General features: G+C 63.8%; 13 protein-coding genes and 1 pseudogene. 12 read left to right on the top strand and 2 right to left on the bottom strand.

Going from position 1 to position 19,270, the window contains the following annotated elements; genetic code table 11:
• The 11 genes and pseudogenes from ACVOLQ_RS16440 to ACVOLQ_RS16390 all read left to right on the top strand — a co-directional run.
• Nucleotides 1–289, top strand: a pseudogene (locus tag ACVOLQ_RS16440) (methyl-accepting chemotaxis protein); the annotation flags it as partial.
• Nucleotides 290–426: 137 nt separating this feature from the next.
• The gene (locus tag ACVOLQ_RS16435; protein WP_313171785.1) at nt 427–3,060 is read left to right on the top strand and encodes a methyl-accepting chemotaxis protein; all 2,634 of its coding nucleotides are present in this window, start codon (nt 427–429) and stop codon (nt 3,058–3,060) included.
• 410 nt (nt 3,061–3,470) lie between these two features.
• Nucleotides 3,471–5,702, top strand: a complete 2,232-nt coding sequence (locus ACVOLQ_RS16430; RefSeq protein WP_481528670.1) for a methyl-accepting chemotaxis protein — start codon at nt 3,471–3,473, stop codon at nt 5,700–5,702.
• A 389-nt stretch (nt 5,703–6,091) separates the two neighbouring features.
• Entirely contained in the window at nt 6,092–6,862 is a 771-nt protein-coding gene (locus tag ACVOLQ_RS16425; protein ID WP_481528669.1) for a flagellar brake protein, read from the top strand.
• Nucleotides 6,863–7,093: 231 nt separating this feature from the next.
• Nucleotides 7,094–7,585, top strand: a complete 492-nt coding sequence (locus ACVOLQ_RS16420) for a chemotaxis protein CheW (protein ID WP_282272732.1) — start codon at nt 7,094–7,096, stop codon at nt 7,583–7,585.
• 124 nt (nt 7,586–7,709) lie between these two features.
• Nucleotides 7,710–8,093 carry a hypothetical protein gene (locus ACVOLQ_RS16415; protein WP_481528668.1) on the top strand — a complete coding sequence of 128 codons (384 nt, stop codon included), beginning with the start codon at nt 7,710–7,712 and terminating at the stop codon, nt 8,091–8,093.
• An 83-nt stretch (nt 8,094–8,176) separates the two neighbouring features.
• A complete protein-coding gene (locus ACVOLQ_RS16410; RefSeq protein ID WP_481528667.1) occupies nt 8,177–10,549 on the top strand; it encodes a methyl-accepting chemotaxis protein in 2,373 nt (790 codons plus the stop codon).
• Between the two features lie 356 nt (nt 10,550–10,905).
• On the top strand, nt 10,906–13,065 hold the full coding sequence (locus tag ACVOLQ_RS16405) for a methyl-accepting chemotaxis protein (RefSeq protein WP_481528666.1): 2,160 nt from the start codon (nt 10,906–10,908) through the stop codon (nt 13,063–13,065).
• 13 nt (nt 13,066–13,078) lie between these two features.
• A complete protein-coding gene (locus tag ACVOLQ_RS16400) occupies nt 13,079–13,924 on the top strand; it encodes a CheR family methyltransferase (RefSeq protein WP_481528665.1) in 846 nt (281 codons plus the stop codon).
• Nucleotides 13,921–14,520, top strand: coding sequence for a chemoreceptor glutamine deamidase CheD (cheD, locus tag ACVOLQ_RS16395; RefSeq protein WP_313171772.1), 600 nt, complete (start codon nt 13,921–13,923; stop codon nt 14,518–14,520). The genes ACVOLQ_RS16400 and cheD overlap by 4 nt, the downstream gene beginning before the upstream one ends.
• Nucleotides 14,517–15,572 carry a protein-glutamate methylesterase/protein-glutamine glutaminase gene (locus ACVOLQ_RS16390; RefSeq protein WP_481528664.1) on the top strand — a complete coding sequence of 352 codons (1,056 nt, stop codon included), beginning with the start codon at nt 14,517–14,519 and terminating at the stop codon, nt 15,570–15,572. Before cheD ends, ACVOLQ_RS16390 begins: the two co-directional genes overlap by 4 nt.
• A 30-nt stretch (nt 15,573–15,602) precedes the next feature.
• Here ACVOLQ_RS16390 and ACVOLQ_RS16385 read toward each other — a convergent pair whose 3' ends face one another.
• Nucleotides 15,603–15,734 carry a hypothetical protein gene (locus ACVOLQ_RS16385; RefSeq protein WP_313171768.1) on the bottom strand — a complete coding sequence of 44 codons (132 nt, stop codon included), beginning with the start codon at nt 15,732–15,734 and terminating at the stop codon, nt 15,603–15,605.
• Nucleotides 15,735–16,101: 367 nt separating this feature from the next.
• Between ACVOLQ_RS16385 and ACVOLQ_RS16380 the strand changes: the two genes are divergently transcribed.
• Nucleotides 16,102–16,356 (top strand): beta-barrel domain-containing protein, encoded by a 255-nt coding sequence (locus ACVOLQ_RS16380; protein ID WP_481528671.1) that lies wholly within the window; start codon nt 16,102–16,104, stop codon nt 16,354–16,356.
• A gap of 314 nt (nt 16,357–16,670) precedes the next feature.
• On the opposite strand, the gene acnB is transcribed toward ACVOLQ_RS16380, so the two are convergent.
• The gene (gene acnB / locus ACVOLQ_RS16375) at nt 16,671–19,262 is read right to left on the bottom strand and encodes a bifunctional aconitate hydratase 2/2-methylisocitrate dehydratase (RefSeq protein ID WP_481528663.1); all 2,592 of its coding nucleotides are present in this window, start codon (nt 19,260–19,262) and stop codon (nt 16,671–16,673) included.
• Nucleotides 19,263–19,270 lie beyond the last annotated feature (8 nt).

Here is a 19,270-nt window from a genome sequence, read left to right as displayed (position 1 = left end):
CAACCAGACCGTCATGCAGATGGACGAGACCACCCAGCAGAACGCCGCGCTGGTGGAAGAAGCCACCGCTGCCGCACGCTCGATGGAAGACCAGGCCACCCAGCTGACCGAGGCCGTGGCGGTGTTCCGTACCGACGCCTTGCAGGCCATGACCGCACAGCCGCTGCAGGCCAAGCCGGCAATCGCCGCTGCCGTGGCGCCAGCCCGCCGCCTGCGCGCGGTTGCCCCGGCGCAGCGCGGCAACGCTGCCGTGCGTATCGACAACGAAGGCGATTGGCAGGAGTTCTGATCGCCCGCTGGTCCCGTGACAGACGGCGTCCCCGGCAACGGCGACGCCGTCCACGTTTTCATCACAGGACACTCCAGCAACGCCCGCAAATGCCGATGTACTGACAAACCCCTTACCTTCCAGGCCAGCAGCACCCCATGTCCTTGCCCACGAACTTCCTAACCCGCAGTATTGCAATGCGCTTGATGCTGGGAACGGCATTGGTCGCTACGTTCGCATTCGGCCTCACCGCCTTGTTCATCTACCTGCGCAGCAGTGATGCGCTGCTGTCGGCATCCCGGGTCAGCCTTGAGAACATGGCCGAACTTGAGGCCCAACGCATCTCCGCCGAACTGGGCCGCGGCTTCGAGGCCAATGACACCTTGTCACGCAGCTTCCTGGCCTTGCGCCAGCAGGGCGGCTTCAGTCGTCTGAGCGCCGCGCAGGTATTGCATTCCCAGGCACTGAACAATCCGCAATGGGTGGGCGTCGGCACCTTGTGGGAACCACAGGCATTCGATGGCGACGACGCCAACCACATCGATAGCGACGGGCACGATGCCAGCGGTCGTTTCATGAGCTATTGGGCCTGGCAGGACGGCGCGCCAGTGCAGGAGCCGTTGCGTGGCTACGACGTGCCTGGCGACGGCGACTGGTATCTGCAGCCCGCCGCCAACAAGAAGCCCTCGGTGCTGGAACCCTATAGCTACGAGATCGGCGGCAAGAAGATCCTGATGACCACGCTGGCAACACCCATCGTGCAGGATGGCCAGTTCCTGGGTGTGGTGACAGTGGACTTCGCCCTGCAGTCGTTGCAGGACCGCCTGTCCAAGATGCGCCCGATGCAGCAAGGCTATGTGCGCCTGCTGTCGCCGACCGGCACCATCATCGCCGACCGCGACCCGGCCAAGGTCGGCAGCAAGGCCGACGATGCCGACACCCGCGCGATGCTGGCCAACACCGCCAGTGGCAGGATCACCTTCGAGCAGCATCACGACGCGGCCCTTGACCAGGACATGGTGGAAACCTATGTCCCGTTGAAGATAGGCAACGCCGAGCAGACTTTCGCCTTTGGCGTGGTGGTGCCCCGCGCCCTGCTGATGCAGCAGGCACGTGCCCTGCTGTGGACGATCATCGTGGTCGGCATCGTTGCCGCCCTGCTGCTGTGTGGCGCGCTGTTCCTGCTGTTGCGCAGATTTGTGTTCACGCCACTGAACCAGGCCGTCGCGCTGTCCGACAACATCGCAGCCGGCAAGCTCGACAACGCCGTCAGCGTGCAACGAGACGACGAACTGGGGACCCTGCTCACCTCCATGCAACGCATGCAGGCACAGTTGCAAGCGGTGATTGGCGCGCAGCGCAAGATGGCCATGCAGCACGATGCCGGCACGATCAGCCATCGCATGGATGAGGCGGCCTTCCCCGGCGACTACGGAGTCATGGTCAAGGAAAGCAACGCGCTGGTGAATTCGCACATCCAGATGCTGTTGTCGGCATTGGACGTCATCAAGCGCTATTCCAATGGCGACCTGTCGATCGACATCGAACGCCTGCCTGGCGAGAAGGCCGTCATCACCGAGACCGTCGATGCGGTCAAGGCCAGCCTGTCGGCGATCAACAACGAGATCAAGCGCCTGGCGCACGCCGCCGCCCAGGGCGACTTCTCGGTCCGCGGCGACGCGGCGGCCTACCAACACGACTTCCGCGACATGGTCAGCAGCCTGAACCAGCTGATGGAAACCACCGATGGCAACCTGTCCGAGCTGTCCAAGCTGTTGCAGGCCATCGCCCGTGGCGACCTGACCGTGCGCATGCAAGGCGATTTCCACGGCGTATTCGCCGACATGCGCGACGACGCCAATGCAACCGTAGGCCAGCTGACCGATATTGTTGGCCGCATCCAGCACGCTGCCTCCAGCATCAACCTGGCTGCCACCGAGATCGCCACCGGCAACAGTGACCTGTCGCGCCGGACCGAGCAGCAGGCTGCCAACCTGGAGGAAACTGCTGCCTCGATGGAGGAACTGACCTCGACCGTGCGCCAGAACGCCGAACATGCGCGCCAGGCCAACCAGCTCGCCATCGGCGCACATGGCGTGGCCAGCCAGGGCGGCACCGTGGTTGGTCAGGTGGTGACCACGATGAGCGCCATCGAGGCCTCGTCGAAGAAGATCGCCGACATCATCAGTGTCATCGATGGCATCGCCTTCCAGACCAATATCCTGGCGCTCAATGCCGCGGTGGAAGCCGCACGTGCCGGTGAACAGGGCCGTGGCTTCGCCGTGGTTGCCTCGGAAGTGCGCACCCTCGCCCAGCGTTCGGCGGCGGCGGCCAAGGAGATCAAGGGCCTGATCGACGACTCGGTCGGCAAGGTCGGCGAAGGCTCGGTGTTGGTGCAGCAGGCCGGCACCACCATGGACGAGATCGTTACCTCGGTGCAGCGCGTGACCGACATCATGGCCGAGATCTCGGCAGCCTCGCAGGAACAGAGCGCTGGCATCGACCAGGTCAACCAGACCGTCATGCAGATGGACGAGACCACCCAGCAGAACGCCGCGCTGGTGGAAGAAGCCACCGCTGCCGCACGCTCGATGGAAGACCAGGCCACCCAGCTGACCGAAGCCGTGGCGGTGTTCCGCATCGCCGCTGACGACGCCCGCAAATCCTCGGGAAAAACAGCAGCCAGTGCCGTTGCACCGCCGCCGCGGCAGCGACTGCGGCCAGTCGCCACCAGCGCACGTGGCGGACAGACTGCGCTGAAAATGGATGACGGCGACTGGCAGGAGTTCTGATCTGCCAATCGCCCTACAGGCCCCCGGCAAGCCATGCCGGGGGCTTTTTTGTGCGCGAACGTTCGCCGGCTGAGTAAACCGGGTAGTAATGCACCCTCAAACGCTGATCGTAAGAGAGTAGATGAAACAATGTGAAATAGTGGTGGCACGCACACTCCATGCGTTGGGCCCATCACTCATTCCTCGTGATGAATTTGAACCGCTAAGTGAGGTGATGTTGGCGTTAACAACTGTGCTGAATTCTTCAGAATTTCCGTCAGAAAACCTTCTACAGCGAACGCAGAGAACGCCGTTATCGGCTATGACAACGCCCGCATAGGATTGCGGCGTGGACACTGCGCTATGTGATCCAGGGCAGCAAGCAGCCCCTGCACAGCGCCCCAATCTGCAGTCGATCCGGAGAGTCAGAGATGGAGTTCTTTCGCAACCTCAGCATCGCCAGAAAACTCGCAGTTGCTTTCACCCTGACCACACTGACTACCCTGGCAATGGGCGGCTTTGCGGTGCAGCGCCTGCACCAGGCCACGAACCAGCTTGGCGAGGTCAGCGCCCGCTACATGCCTGCCGTGCAGTATCTGGAGCGGATGCGCGCCGACCTGGCGGAAATCCGCATCGCCGAGTTGTCCCAGCTTGCCCATTTGCATGAACCGGGTTTCGTCGCCGAGTACAACCAGCGCATCATCGACCAGCGGCAGAAATTGGTCGAGCACCGCAAGCAGTACGAAGCCCTGCCTGCCGATGCGACCCAGCAGAGCCTGTACGCCGAGCTGGGCAAGACCCTGGATGCCTACCTCGGCGCACATGCCCTGATGGAAAAAGCCATCAGCGAAGGTCAGTTCGAGCTGGCCCAGAACATCTCCAACGACCAGTCACGCATCAGCCGCCGCGACCTGTTCGAGGCCGTCGAGAAACTCAGCGCCCACGTTGCATCGGTACTGGACAAGGAAGTCGCCAATGCCAATGCCGCGCAGACGCGCAGCAGCACCGCCATCGTGGTCTGCATGCTGCTGTTGGGGCTGCTGTCCGCGGGCCTTGGCATGGTGATCGTGCGTGCCATCGTGCGACCGGTGAACGATGCATTGCGTGCCGCGGACGATGTCGCCAACGGCCGCCTGGACGGCACCATCGACAGCAACCGCAAGGACGAAGTCGGCGCCTTGCTGGTCTCGATGCAGCGCGTGCAACACCAGCTCAAGGCAGTCATCGGCGCGCAGATCGAGATGGCGCGCGAGCACGACCAGGGCATGATCAGCTTCCGCATCGATGAGTCCCGTTTCCCCGGCGAGTACGGGCGCATGGTGCGTGAGGTCAACACGCTGGTCGCCCAGCATATCGGCGTCAAGATGCGCGTGGTCGAGGTGATGCGCCACTATGCACGCGGCGACCTGTCGGTGGACATGGACCGTCTGCCGGGCGAAAAGGCAGCCATCACCCAGGCCATGGACGGTACCAAGGCCAGCCTTTCAGCGATCAACAACGAGATCAAGCGTCTGGCCCACGCCGCCGCCGCCGGTGACTTCAGCCAGCGCGGCAACGCCGACCAGTTCGAGCACGACTTCCGCGGCATGGTCGGTGGTGTCAATTCGCTGATGGAAACCACCGAAGACAATCTGGGCCATCTCTCGCAGTTGCTCCAGGCGGTTGCCCAGGGTGACCTGACCCATCGCATGGAAGGTGATTTCCACGGTGTCTTCGCGCGCATGCGTGACGACGGCAACGCTACGGTCGACCAGCTGAGCAGCATCGTCTCGCGCATCCAGGCAGCCAGCGGCAGCATCAGTCTGTCGGCCAGCGAGATCGCCACGGGCAACGATGACCTGTCGCGCCGCACCGAGCAGCAGGCCGCCAACCTGGAGGAAACCGCCGCATCGATGGAAGAGCTTACCTCCACCGTACGCCAGAACGCCGAGCACGCCCGTCAGGCAGATCAGCTGGCGCGCGGCGCGGCCGAGGTCGCTGCCCAGGGCGGCAACGTGGTGGGGCAAGTCGTCTCGACCATGAGTTCGATCGAACAATCGTCGCAGCGCATCGCCGACATCATCAGCGTGATCGATGGCATCGCCTTCCAGACCAATATCCTGGCACTGAACGCTGCCGTCGAAGCGGCCCGCGCCGGCGATCAGGGGCGTGGCTTTGCGGTGGTCGCATCGGAAGTACGTACGCTGGCGCAGCGCTCAGCGGCGGCGGCCAAGGAGATCAAGGGGCTGATCGACGACTCGGTCGGCAAAGTGGGTGAAGGGTCGGCATTGGTACGCCGCGCGGGCAACACCATGGATGAGATCGTTGCCTCGGTGCAGCGCGTCACCACCATCATGGCCGATATCTCCGCCGCTTCGCAGGAACAGTCCACCGGCATCGAGCAGGTCAACCAGACCGTCATGCAAATGGACGAGACCACCCAGCAGAACGCGGCGCTGGTGGAGGAAGCCACCGCCGCCGCGCGTTCGATGGAAGACCAGGCCCGCCAGCTCACCGACGCGGTGGCGCAGTTCCGTCTTGCCGGCTCGGTGAGTGCGTCGCTGGCCAAGGTTGCCGCCAGCCCAGGCGCAGCACCGCCACGCGGCCGTCCAGCGTTGCGTGCGATCCCCAAGCCCAGCAGTCGCGCACCGGTTGCCAGCACGGATGACTGGCAGGAATTCTGACGCGGCCTGGTCAGGGGGGCAGGAACGCTGCGTCCTGCCTCCCTCCTCGCTCCCCGGCAAGGCCCCGCACCCCTCTTTCTCCTTTCCAGCCCCCTCCCGCGTGCGGAAGATGGCCTGACGCTTCAGCGCCCCTGATCGCGAGCCTCCCTGAGTGAGGGACAGAGCTGACGCTCCGGCTGCCTGCTTGAACTCAACCAGGCCAGGCCGAATCCATCAACTGCCTAGCATTCCCGGAAGCAGCTCGCGCCGCTGGCAGCCATTTGCGCTCCGCGTCCGGCGGGCAAGCTCGTAACAGCCCAGCTAAAGATGCTAAAAAGGCGGCCGTTATCACAGTTTATGGCGTACTCATCCGCGCCGCGCTGATCTTCGACCCAATCGCAACCGTGTCCATGCCCGACAAAGAATCGCTCGCACCGACGCCGTCACCGCACGCCGGCAACCTGTACGCCGACGACCGTTACATGGTGCGCAATCCGCACCAGGTGCGCCATCTGCTGCAAGGCATGATTGATCAGCGTTCAATGATCAACGTGCACCCGGATGGGCGCGATCAGGCGTTCCCCTCGGCGGTACTGGAAGTCGACATGCATGGCCTGGTGCTGGACGCCAGCCCGGTACCGTCGATCAACCGCACTGTCGAAACTGCCGGCGGCCTGCTCTGCTTCGGCCAGGTCGACAAGGTCATGGTGCGTTTCCAACTGCATGGCCACCGCCGCATCGAGCGTGACGGGCATGTCGCGTTCGAGGTGCCGTTGCCGGAGGAGGTCTACCACCTGCAGCGGCGCGAGTTTTACCGACTGGAAACGCCGGTCGGCGATTCCCCGTACTGCGTACTGCCAGACCCGGAAGGCGATGAGCCCAGCCGTTGGCGTGTGCTGGACATCAGCGCCGGCGGTATCGCCCTGCTGCTGCCACCCGAACAGAACCTGCTGAAGCTGCAGAGCCGCTACCCCGGCTGCATCCTGGAGATCCCGGAAAGTACGCCGATCTCCGTCCCCTTGGTGGTCTGCAACCTGCGCCAGCAGAAGCAACCCAACGGCACCGAAATGACCCGCATTGGCCTGCGCTTCGACGATCTGCCGCGCGGCGCGGACAACAGCATCCAGCGCTACATCTTCCGCATCGACCGCCTGCGCAAGGCACGCAGCAACGGCGATTGAATGAGGCTGCGGCGGCATTCGCCGGTTTCGGGGCCTGCCCTCAAACCGTCCTCCCAGCCAACTATCCGCCAAACTATTGGCGGTCAATAACATGATGGCGCGCACAATTCAGCCTGAGCACGCCGCCGCACCACGCCTTTACCGCTTGGCCTCCTAAAGTCCCCCGACGCTACGCCGATACCGGTGCAACAGCCGCAACGCATCGGCAGCCCGCCAGGACCAGGATCCGCCATGAATGACTCCCGCAGCACGTCCGCCGACACCACCGGCGGCGAGTACCTCAGCTTCACCCTCGGCAATGAACATTACGGCGTGGATATCCTCAAAGTGCAGGAAATCCGCGGCTACGACGCCGTCACCCGGGTGCCGGACGCGCCGGACTACATCAAGGGTGTGATCAACCTGCGTGGCACCATCGTGCCGGTCATCGACCTGCGCCTGAAGCTGCGCCTGGATGAAGCCCGCTATGACGCCTTCACCGTGATGATCGTGCTCAACGTCGAAGACCGCGTGGTCGGCATCGTCGTGGACAGCGTTTCGGACGTGATCCCGCTCAACGCCGAGCAGATCCGCCCGACCCCGGAATTCGGCGCCGCCGTCGATACCCGCTTCATTTCGGGCATCGGCACCCAGGACGACCGCATGCTGATCCTGCTGGATATCGAGACCCTGCTCGACACCGCCGACCTCGGCCAGCCGAGTGTTGCCGAAGAAGCGGCCTGAACTGGCGTTTCGCAAAGTCGATCACAGTTTCATGCATGCGATTCAAGCGCGGCACCTGCAGGCCGATAGCCATTGCATGCCTGTCCTCCCCGACTGGCCTTACTTTCCCTTCCCGGAGTTTCCGATGTACAAGCATGTACTTCCGCTGTTTGCTGCCACCGTACTGGCAACCGTCGCGTTCGATGCCGCCGCCGATGCCGAAATGATCCCGCCGGAAAGCGCAGCGCGTTTCGCCGGCAAGGACGGCATGGTCTGCGGCAAGGTTGAGAAAGCCCGTTACGCCGAAGGCTCCGAGGGCCAGCCAACCTTCCTGCACATGGGCGGCATGTTCCCGCGCCACACCTTCTCGGCCCGCATCGCCGGCAGCAACCGCAGCAAGTTCGGTTTCCCGCTGGAAACCCTGGAAGGCAAGACGGTCTGCGTGATCGGCAAGATCCAGCGCGACGCATCGCGCGCCGAGATCGAAGTGGCATCGCCGGCCAACCTGAAGCTGGCAAACATCAAGTAATCCGCCTTTCGTCACGCCGGCCCCGCCGGCGTGCCACCCCGCGCCTGTGACATGGCGGGGCCTGTTCCCGGAGACCGCGCAAGATGCAGTGGATCAACTCGCTGAAACTCAAGCCGAAGCTGATGCTTACTTTCGGCGTCGTGCTGTTCGTCATGTTGTTGCAGGGCATCGTCGCCTACCGCGGCCTGCACTCGCTGAACAACGTCACCACCGACCTCGCTGAAAACCGCATGCCCAGCCTCCGCACCACTGGTGAGCTGAGCGGCATGGTCAGCGAGTATCGCAATGTCTCCTACCAGAGCCTGGTACGAGCCAGTGATGACGTAAAGGCCGACGCGAAGGCACGTTCAACCGAACTGCGCCTGCAGATCGATACCACCATCGCCGCCTATCCGAAGTTGATCGACAACCCGGAGCAGAAGAAGCTGTTTGACGCTTTTGTCGCTGATTGGGGCAAGACCACCGCCTCCTATGATGCGGTCAACGAAATGCTGGAACTGGATCTGCCGGACGACGCCATCGATACCTTCGTCGGCGAGACCCGCAACCTGCATCGCAAGGCCTACGCGGCCCTGCAGGCACTTGCCGCCAACGACAACACGCGTGCCCAGGCCGCTGCCAAGCAGGCCGCGGAGACCTACCGGACCTCGGCCCTGCTGATCGTCATTGCAGTCCTGGTCGGTGGTGCTGCCGGTCTGGCGCTGATCTGGCTGTTCGCCCGTTCGCTGGTCAACGCGATGCGTGGTGCGGTGGACGTTGCCAACGAAGTGGCCAGCGGCAAACTTGACGGCTCGATCGATGTATCGCGTGCCGATGAAGTGGGCGACCTGCTGCGCGCCATGCAGCGCATGCAGCGCGACCTGCGCGAACGCATTGACCGTGACCAGATCATTGCCAGCGAAAACCTGCGCATCCGTACCGCACTGGATTACTCCTCGACCGGCGTATACCTGACCAACAACGACCTGGAGATCGTTTACGCCAACCGCGCCCTGCTCGACAAGCTCAGCGAACATGGCGAAGAGCTCACCCAGTCGCTGAGTCACTACGACACCAGCAAGCCGCTGATCGGCCAGCCCGTCACCGCGCTGGAGTACCGTGGCGAAGTGGACGCAAAGGTACTGGAAGCACTGGACCGCACCGGCGTGTTCAAGCGCGAAATGCGCTTCGGCGAAGCCGAGTTCGCGCAGACCATTTCGGTGATCCGCGACGACAACAATGTTGCAGTTGGCCATGTGGTTGAATGGCGCGATCGCAGCACCGAGGCCCAGGTCGAGAAGGAAGTGGCGCGCATCATCGAGGCCGCTGCCGCAGGCGACCTCAGTGGCCGCATCGGCACGGCGGACAAGGATGGCTTCTTCCTGCAGCTGGCTGAGCAGATCAACAGCCTGCTGGATGCCAATGCCAGCAGCCTGGAACAGATCTCGGCCCTGCTGTCGGCGCTGTCCCGCGGCGACCTGACCGTGCGCATGCATGGCGAGTACCAGGGCGTGTTCGCCACCATGCGTGACGATGCCAACGCCACCGCAGAGCAGCTGACCGGTATCGTTGGCCGAATCAAGCAATCCTCGGTTTCGATCAATTCGGCCGCCACCGAGATCGCCGCTGGCAACAACGATCTGTCGCGCCGCACCGAGCAGCAGGCTGCCAACCTGGAGGAAACCGCCGCCTCGATGGAGGAACTGACCTCCACCGTGCGCCAGAACGCCGAGTCGGCACGCCAGGCCAACCAGCTCGCCATCGGCGCTGCTTCGGTAGCCTCGCAGGGCGGCGACGTGGTCAGCCAGGTGGTGACCACCATGACCCAGATCGAGCAGTCCTCACGCAAGATTGCCGAGATCATCTCGGTGATCGACGGCATCGCCTTCCAGACCAATATCCTGGCCTTGAATGCGGCAGTGGAAGCCGCCCGTGCTGGCGAACAGGGCCGCGGCTTCGCCGTGGTCGCCTCGGAAGTGCGCACGCTTGCACAGCGTTCGGCGGGTGCCGCCAAGGAGATCAAGGGGTTGATCGACGACTCGGTCGGCAAGGTCGCCGACGGCTCGGCCCTGGTCCGCAAGGCCGGCACCACCATGGGCGAGATCGTCGCCTCGGTGCAGCGCGTGACGGACATCATGGCCGAGATCTCCGCCGCATCGCAGGAACAGTCCGCGGGTATCGAACAGGTCAACCAGACCATCGTGCAGATGGACGAAACCACCCAGCAGAACGCAGCGCTGGTCGAAGAAGCGACCGCGTCCGCCCGCTCGATGGAAGAGCAGGCCGCGCACCTGGCCAACGTGGTCTCCGTGTTCCAGCTGGAGGAAGGCTCTGCAGTCACCGACGCCCCGGCTTACGTACGGGAACCGGCGCCCCGCCCTGCGGTCCAGGCAGCAGCGCCGGCACCGCGCCGCCGCGCCGCCGCCGCACGCACCGCAGTAGCTGAACTGGCCGACTCGGATTGGCAGGAGTTCTAAGAAACACCATCGTTGGTTGTGGCGGCAACACTGCAAACCAGAACGATTGAGTCACCCGAGATCCGATGCCAGTCGCTGGCATCGGATTTCTCTTTTTGTGGGAGCGGCGTAAGCCGCGAAGCTGACATACCGCCGGTCGAGGTACCGCCAGCGACTGCAAGCGACACCAGCGTCGCGGCTTACGCCGCTCCTGCAAGCAAACGAAACAACACACCGGTCAGCTTCTTCGCATACGTGAACGGATTGGCAGCTTTCGCTGAAAGCCCCCTCCAAGGCGCTCAACTCGGGCCCCAACTGGCCGATATACCGGTATCCCTTCACGCAGCGCTGATACCGCAAGGTAACCAGCGGATTCGATGACTATCTCCTCGCTCTGGAACAACTACATTTCCAACATCTCGGTCAGGCGCAAGCTGAACCTGCTGACGGCACTGATTGTGATCGGCGTCATCGCACTGTCGGTCATTGCGGCACGCATGCAGTACCTCGACCTGTATGAGACCCGCAAGGCGGCCTTGCGCGCCCAGGTGGAGATGAGCTATGGGGTCCTCGATCATTACGCCAAGGAAGCCGAGACCGGCGCGATGCCGCTGGATGAGGCCCAGAAGTACGCCATTGCCGCGCTGCAGAAGATGCGCTCGGATGGTGACGTCAACTATTTCAATATCTACAACACCGAGTACGTGCTGCTGATGCACCCGTTCCGCGCCGACCTGGTCGGCAAGGACATGAAGGACTTCCGTGGCGAGGACGGTGTCCGCCTGTACTACGAGCAGGTGGAAGCTGCACGCAAGGGTGGTGGCTACGTCGCCTATAGCTGGGCCAAGCCGGGCAAGGACGGCGTAGTCGGCAAGCTGGCCTATGCCGGGATGTACAAACCCTGGAACTGGGTGGTTTCCAGCGGCGTCTACATGGACGATCTGCAGGCCCAGGCCCTCAAATTCACCGCCATCATGACCGTGGCTGGCGGCGTGCTGGTCGTGCTGGTGCTGGCATTGAGCTGGATCATCGGCAATCGCATCGTGCTGCCGCTGCGCAACGCGACCGCCGTGGCCACGGCCATTGCCAACGGCCGGATGGACAACCGGATCACCGCGCCCAGCAAGGACGAGACGGGTCAGCTGCTCAGCAGCATGGCGCATATGCAGGAGCAGCTGCGGGCCGTGATCGGCGCGCAGGCCGAGATGGCGCGCCAGCATGATGCCGGCATGATCCGTTACCGCATCGATGCCAGTAAGTTCCCCGGTGACTACGGGGTGATGGTTGAGGAAACCAACGTATTGGTCGCCAATCACATCGACGTGAAGATGCAGGTCATCGCGCTGGCGCAGCGCTACGCTGTGGGCGACCTCAGCCAGGACATGCCGTTGCTGCCGGGCGACAAGCGCGTCATCACCGACACCATGGCCGCGATCAAGAGCAACCTGGCTGCCATCAATAACGAGATCAAGCGCCTCGGCAGTGCCGCCGCAGCCGGTGACTTCAGCCTGCGCGGTGATGAAGGGCGCTTCGAGCACGACTTCCTGGCGATGGTGCGGGCGCTGAACAGCATGATGCAGGTCAGTGACGACAACCTGGGCGAGGTTTCGCGGCTGCTACGCGCACTTGCCGATGGCGATCTCACCGTCAAGCTCAGCGGCGATGCCCAGGGCGTATTCGCCCGCATGCGGGACGACGCCAATAGCACCGTCAACCAGCTGGCCGGCATCGTCTCGGGCATCCAGCAGTCGGCCGACAGCATCAACCTTGCCGCCGGCGAGATCGCCACCGGCAACGCCGATCTGTCGCGCCGCACGGAAATGCAGGCCGCCAACCTCGAAGAAACCGCAGCATCAATGGAGGAGCTGACCTCCACCGTCCGCCAGAATGCGGAGTCCGCCCGCCAGGCAAACCAGCTCGCCATCGGTGCGGCCGGGGTAGCCTCGCGTGGCGGTCAGGTGGTGGAGGAAGTGGTCACCACCATGGGGCAGATCCAGCAGTCCTCGCGTCGCATTGCCGACATCATCAGTGTCATCGACGGCATCGCTTTCCAGACCAATATCCTGGCGCTGAACGCTGCGGTGGAAGCCGCGCGTGCCGGCGAACAGGGCCGCGGCTTCGCCGTGGTTGCTGCCGAAGTCCGCACCCTCGCCCAGCGCTCGGCGGGTGCCGCCAAGGAAATCAAGTCCTTGATCGAGGACTCGGTCGAACGTGTTGATGAAGGCTCGCAACTGGTGCAGCAGGCGGGCACCACGATGGGGGAGATCGTCTCGGCGGTGCAGCGCGTCACCGACATCATGGCCGAGATCTCGGCCGCTTCGCAGGAACAGTCGGCGGGTATTGAACAGGTCAACCAGACCGTGATGCAGATGGATGAAACCACCCAGCAGAATGCCGCGCTGGTCGAAGAAGCCACCGCCGCCGCCCGCGCAATGGAAGAACAGGCCAACCTGCTGGATCAGGCTGTGGCCGTGTTTCAGCTGAGCGCACAACCCGCTGCGGCCGCACATCCACAAGCTCTGGCACTGGCCAGCTGAGCGAACCGCGACCATGATCGATCTGGACAGCAACCAGCGTGACTTCGAGTTCAATGATCGCGACTTCCGTCGCGTCTGCGAGCTGATCCATGCCCGGGCCGGCATTGCGCTGGCCCCGGCCAAGCGCGACATGGTCTACGGACGTCTGTCGCGGCGGCTACGCAACCTGGGCCTGCGCTCGTTCAAGGACTATCTGGACCAGCTGGAGCAGCATGGCGGCGATGAATGGCAGGCCTTCACCAACGCCCTGACCACCAACCTGACCTCGTTCTTCCGCGAACCGCATCACTTCGACAAGCTGCGCGAGGAGTTGCAGGCGCGTGCCACGCGCGCGCCGCTGAAGCTGTGGTCATGCGCAGCCTCCACCGGCGAAGAGCCCTATTCCATTGCAATCACCGCCTGCGAGGCCTTCTCTTCGATGACGCCACCGGTGCGCATCATCGCCACCGACGTCGATACCCAGGTGCTGGCCACCGCCAGCCAGGGCGTTTACGCGATCGACCGGATCGCGGGCCTGGACCCGGCAATGAAGCGACGGTACTTCCAGCGCGGCAGCGGCCCGAACGAAGGCAAGTGCCGGGTTGTCCCCGCGTTGCGCGCCCTGATCGAGTTCCGCCCGCTCAATCTATTGTCCAACCGCTACGACGTGGGCGGACCGTTTGATGCGCTGTTCTGCCGCAACGTGATGATCTACTTCGACAAGCCCACCCAGCGCGGCATCCTCTCGCGCCTGGTACAGCATATGGACGATGACAGCCTGCTCTACACCGGTCATTCGGAGAACTACCTGCACGCCGCAGATCTGATCCAACCTTGTGGACGCACCTTGTACCGCCGCAGCCGCAGGAATGGCGCATGAAGAACCCGCAGCACTATCCCGATGAGGTGATGCGCTACCGCGATACGCGCTTCCAGACGATTGCCGCCAAGCTCCTGCCCACCCAATACTTGGTGGTGGACGACGACACCGCCTTGACCACCATCCTTGGCTCGTGCGTGGCCGCGTGCATCCGCGATCCCATCCTCGGCATCGGCGGCATGAATCACTTCCTGTTGCCCGAAGGCAACATCGGCGACGGTGCGCCCGCACGCTACGGCAGCTACGCGATGGAACTGCTGATCAACGACCTGCTCAAGCGCGGTGCCCATCGCAAGCGCCTGGAAGCAAAGGTATTTGGCGGGGCCAACGTGCTGAAGGGCTTTACCAGCAATCCGGTGGGCACCCGCAATGCGGAGTTCGTCCGCCAGTATCTGCGCGCCGAGCATATCCCGATCGTCGCCGAAGACCTGTGCGGCATCCATCCCCGCAAAATCTGGTTCTTCCCGGTCACCGGCCGGGTAGTCGTGCAGCGCCTGCCGCACGCACATGACGCCGAAGTGGTCGCCACCGAAACCGCCATCCGTGCCCGCCTGTCGCATACACCGGTCAGCGGTGGCGTGGAGTTGTTCGAATGATGTTGCAGGCGCCCTGTCGGGTATTGATCGTCGACGACTCGGCACTGGTACGCCAGGTGCTGACCGAGATCCTTGCCGCCGATCCGGCCATCGAAGTCGTCGGCACCGCAGCGGATCCGCTGCTGGCACGCGAGAAGATCAAACGCCTCAACCCGGACGTGCTGACCCTGGACGTCGAGATGCCGCGCATGGACGGGCTGGCATTCCTGGAAAACCTGATGCGTCTGCATCCGATGCCGGTGGTGATGGTGTCCTCGCTGACGGAGCGTGGCGCAGACACCACGCTGCAGGCATTGGCGCTGGGCGCGGTCGATTTCGTCGCCAAGCCGAAGATCGATGTTGCCCGCGGACTGGACGGTTACGCCGAAGAAATCCGCAGCAAGGTGAAGATGGCGGCCCGATCACGGGTACGTGCGATCGGCGGCAATCAGCGTCGGCCGCCGCAGCGGCCCGCGACGTCAAGCAGCCTGGGCTTCCGTACCACCGATCGCCTGATCGCCATCGGCGCCTCGGCCGGCGGCACCGAAGCCCTGCGCGTGGTGCTGGAAACGATGCCCGCCGATGCACCGGCGATCGTAATGACCCAGCATCTGCCGGCCAGTTTCAGCACCGCGTTTGCCGAGCGCCTGGACCGGCACTCGGCCATGTCGGTGCGCGAGGCCAGCGATGGCGAGGCAATCCTGCCTGGGCACGCCTATCTGCCTGCCGGTGGACGTCACCTGCGGGTCATACGCGACGGTGCCCGCTGGCGCTGCCGGGTCGATGACAGCGCACCGGTCAACCTGCACAAGCCTGCAGTCGATGTGCTGTTCCGCTCGGTGGCCCTCAATGCGGGCGCCAATGCGGTAGGCGTGATCCTTACCGGCATGGGTGAGGACGGTGCACGCGGCCTGCTGGAGATGAAGCAGGCCGGCGCAACCACCCTGGCCCAGGACGAAGCGAGCTCTGTCGTCTGGGGAATGCCGGGCAGCGCAGTGCGACTGGGGGCTGCGGATGAGGTGTTGCCCCTGGACAGGATCGCCGAACGCGTACTTGCGATCAGTCGCGGCTGAGATTGCCAGCCAAGATCGCTCGGCCAGATGTCAAATGATGACCTCCGGCTCACCCAGGGCGGCCAGCACCTCGATGTTGGCTGGCAATTCACTGGCGATGAACTGCGCGTTGGCGGTGACCTCGCCAGTTTCAACCTCGGCTTGCTCACACAGAAGCTCCACGCGCTCACACACACTCCGACGCCGGCAGCGTGACCGGTGATATCGAAAAAAACGGGGTGGAATGAGGGGGTGTGGGTGGTGGTCGCAGCGGGGCCTGCGCGGTCGAAACGCTAACGGCGAACCAGGTCACTGCGCACACGCCGGCAAGCCAATGGCATCTGTTCGCAGATCGTCGAACGTCCCAACCGCTACCGGGCTGATGCCAACCCAGAGCTGATCAAACTGAAAATGGAGCTCTCTCAGACCAGCGAGAACCTGGTGGGTCGTGCCGACGTGGTCGAGCGCACCACAATCACCGCACCGGTGCGTGGCACGGTGAAGAACGTGCGCGTCAATATCGTGGGCGGTGTGATTCAACTATGGCGGTCTGAGCGGCAAGGTCGAGTTGATCAGCCCAGATACCTTGAAGGACGAAGAGAAAGGCGCAGCCGGCTGGTCCGACAGCACCTCTTACCGGGTCACCGTACTCACCGACAAGAGTGCATTGGAAGCCGGCGGCAAAGAGCTGCCGATCATCCCCGGCATGATCGCCTCGGTGGAGATCCGTACCGATGAGAAGACAGTACTGGAGTATCTGCTCAAGCAGGTATTGAAGGCACGCGAAGCATTCGGCGAGCGTTGATCACCTGCTGCGATTTTTGTGCTGCCAGCTTGCGTGGCCCGGGCAAGCACAGCGCGACTGGGGCTCCCCAGGTACTTTCCGCCAAGAACGGTACCTCCCGGTCGCGCTGTGCTTGCCCGGGCCACGCAGGGGTTCGTGGGAGCGGCGTAAGCCGCGAAGCCGGGATCAATGAGCAACCGCACATCCTGTGATCTGACAATCCATCAGCTTCGCGGCTTACGCCGCTCCTACAAGCGCGGTGGGATTTGGCGGGCAACAAAAAACCCCGGCTTGCGCCGGGGTTTTTTGTTCAACCTTTACTGCTCAACAACAACTCAGGCGTTGACCGAATCGGCCACGTCCTTGTAATCGCTGATCTGGTCGAAGTTCATGTAGCGGTAGATCTCGCTGCCGGCTGCATCCAGCACGCCAACGTCGGCCATGTACTCTTCCTTGGTCGGGATGCGACCCAGACGCGAGCAGATCGCGGCCAGCTCGGCCGAACCCAGGTACACGTTGGTGTTGCGGCCCAGACGGTTGGGGAAGTTGCGGGTCGAGGTCGACATCGCGGTGGAACCTTCGCGGATCTGCGCCTGGTTGCCCATGCACAGCGAGCAGCCCGGCATTTCCATGCGTGCGCCAGCGGCGCCGAAGGTGCCGTACACGCCTTCCTTGGTCAGCTCCGAGGCGTCCATCTTGGTCGGCGGGGCCACCCACAGACGGGTCGGGATATCGCGCTTGCCTTCCAGCAGCTTGGCAGCAGCACGGAAGTGACCGATGTTGGTCATGCACGAACCGATGAACACTTCGTCGATCTTGGCACCGGCCACGTCGGACAGGGTCTTCACGTCGTCCGGGTCGTTCGGGCAGGCCACGATCGGCTCGTGGATATCGGCCAGGTCGATCTCGATGACGGCGGCGTACTCGGCGTCGGCATCCGGCTCCAGCAGCTGCGGGTCGGCCAACCAGGCTTCCATCTTCTCGACGCGGCGCGCCAGCGAACGGGCGTCCTGGTAACCCTCGGCAATCATCCACTTCAGCAGCGTGATGTTGCTGTTGAGGTATTCGATGATCGGCTCCTTGTTCAGGCGCACCGAGCAACCGGCAGCCGAACGTTCGGCCGAGGCATCGGACAGTTCGAACGCCTGCTCGACCTTCAGGTCCGGCAAACCTTCGATTTCCAGGATGCGGCCGGAGAAGATGTTCTTCTTGCCAGCCTTGGCCACGGTCAGCAGACCGGCCTTGATCGCGTACAGCGGGATCGCGTTGACCAGGTCACGCAGGGTCACGCCCGGCTGCATCTTGCCCTTGAAACGCACCAGCACCGACTCCGGCATGTCCAGCGGCATGACGCCGGTGGCAGCGGCGAAGGCGACCAGACCCGAGCCGGCCGGGAAGGAGATGCCGACCGGGAAACGGGTGTGCGAGTCACCACCGGTACCAACGGTATCCGGCAGCAGCATGCGGTTGAGCCAGCTGTGGATCACGCCGTCGCCCGGACGCAGCGAGACGCCGCCACGGGTGGAGATGAACTCCGGCAGGGTGTGGTGGGTCTTGACGTCAACCGGCTTCGGGTAGGCAGCAGTGTGGCAGAACGACTGCATCACCAGGTCGGCCGAGAAGCCCAGGCAAGCCAGGTCCTTCAGCTCGTCACGGGTCATCGGACCGGTGGTGTCCTGCGAGCCCACCGAGGTCATCTTCGGTTCGCAGTAGGTGCCCGGGCGCATGCCCTTGCCTTCCGGCAGGCCACAGGCGCGGCCAACCATCTTCTGCGCCAGCGAGTAGCCCTTGCCGGTGTCGGCCGGCTGCACCGGCAGACGGAACAGATCGGTAACCGGCAGGCCCAGCGCTTCACGCGCCTTGGCGGTCAGGCCACGGCCGATGATCAGCGGAATACGGCCACCGGCGCGCACTTCGTCGAACAGCACGTCGCTCTTGACCTGGAATTCGGCGATGACTTCGCCGTTCTTCAGCGCCTTGCCGTCGTACGGACGCAGCTCGACGACATCGCCGTGCTCCATCTTCGACACGTCCAGCTCGATCGGCAGTGCGCCGGCGTCTTCCATGGTGTTGTAGAAGATCGGGGCGATCTTCGAACCCAGGCACACGCCGCCGAAGCGCTTGTTCGGGATGAAGGGGATATCTTCACCGGTGAACCACAGCACCGAGTTGGTGGCGGACTTGCGGCTGGAGCCGGTGCCGACCACGTCGCCGACGTAGGCAACCAGATGGCCCTTTTCCTTCAGCGACAGGATTTCCTGGATCGGGCCGCGCTTGCCGTCTTCTTCCGGCACGAACGGCGCGTCCGGACGCTTGTTCTTCAGCATCGCCAGGGCGTGCATCGGGATGTCCGGGCGGGTGGTGGCATCCGGTGCCGGCGACAGGTCGTCGGTATTGGTTTCGCCCGGCACCTTGAACACGGTGATGGTCAGGCTCTGCGGCACTTCCGGCTTGCTGGTGAACCACTCGGCATCGGCCCAGCTCTGCAGCACGCCCTGTGCATTGGCGTTGCCGGCCTTGGCCTTTTCCTGCACGTCGTGGAAGGCATCGAACACCAGCAGGGTGTGCTTCAGGCCTTCAGCGGCGATGGCGCCCACTTCGGCGTCGTCCAGCAGCTGGATCAGCGGCGCGACGTTGTAGCCGCCGAGCATGGTGCCCAGCAGTTCGGTGGCGCGCGCACGGCTGATCAGTGCGTTCTCCTCGCTGCCGAAGGCGATGGCGGCCAGGTACGAGGCCTTGACCTTGGCGGCGTCATCGACACCGGCCGGGACGCGGTTGGTGATCAGGTCGAGCAGGAACTCGGCCTCGCCAGCCGGCGGGTTCTTCAGCAGCTCGATGACGTCGGCCGTCTGCTGTGCAGTCAGCGGCAACGGCGGGATGCCAAGCGCGGCGCGCTCGGCTACGTGGTGGCGATAGGCTTCCAACATGACAACTC

The sequence above is a fragment of the Stenotrophomonas sp. STEN031 genome (assembly GCF_056759975.1).
The sequence above is the reverse complement of the archived record's forward strand: the minus strand, read 5'-3'. Positions and strand labels throughout refer to the sequence as shown.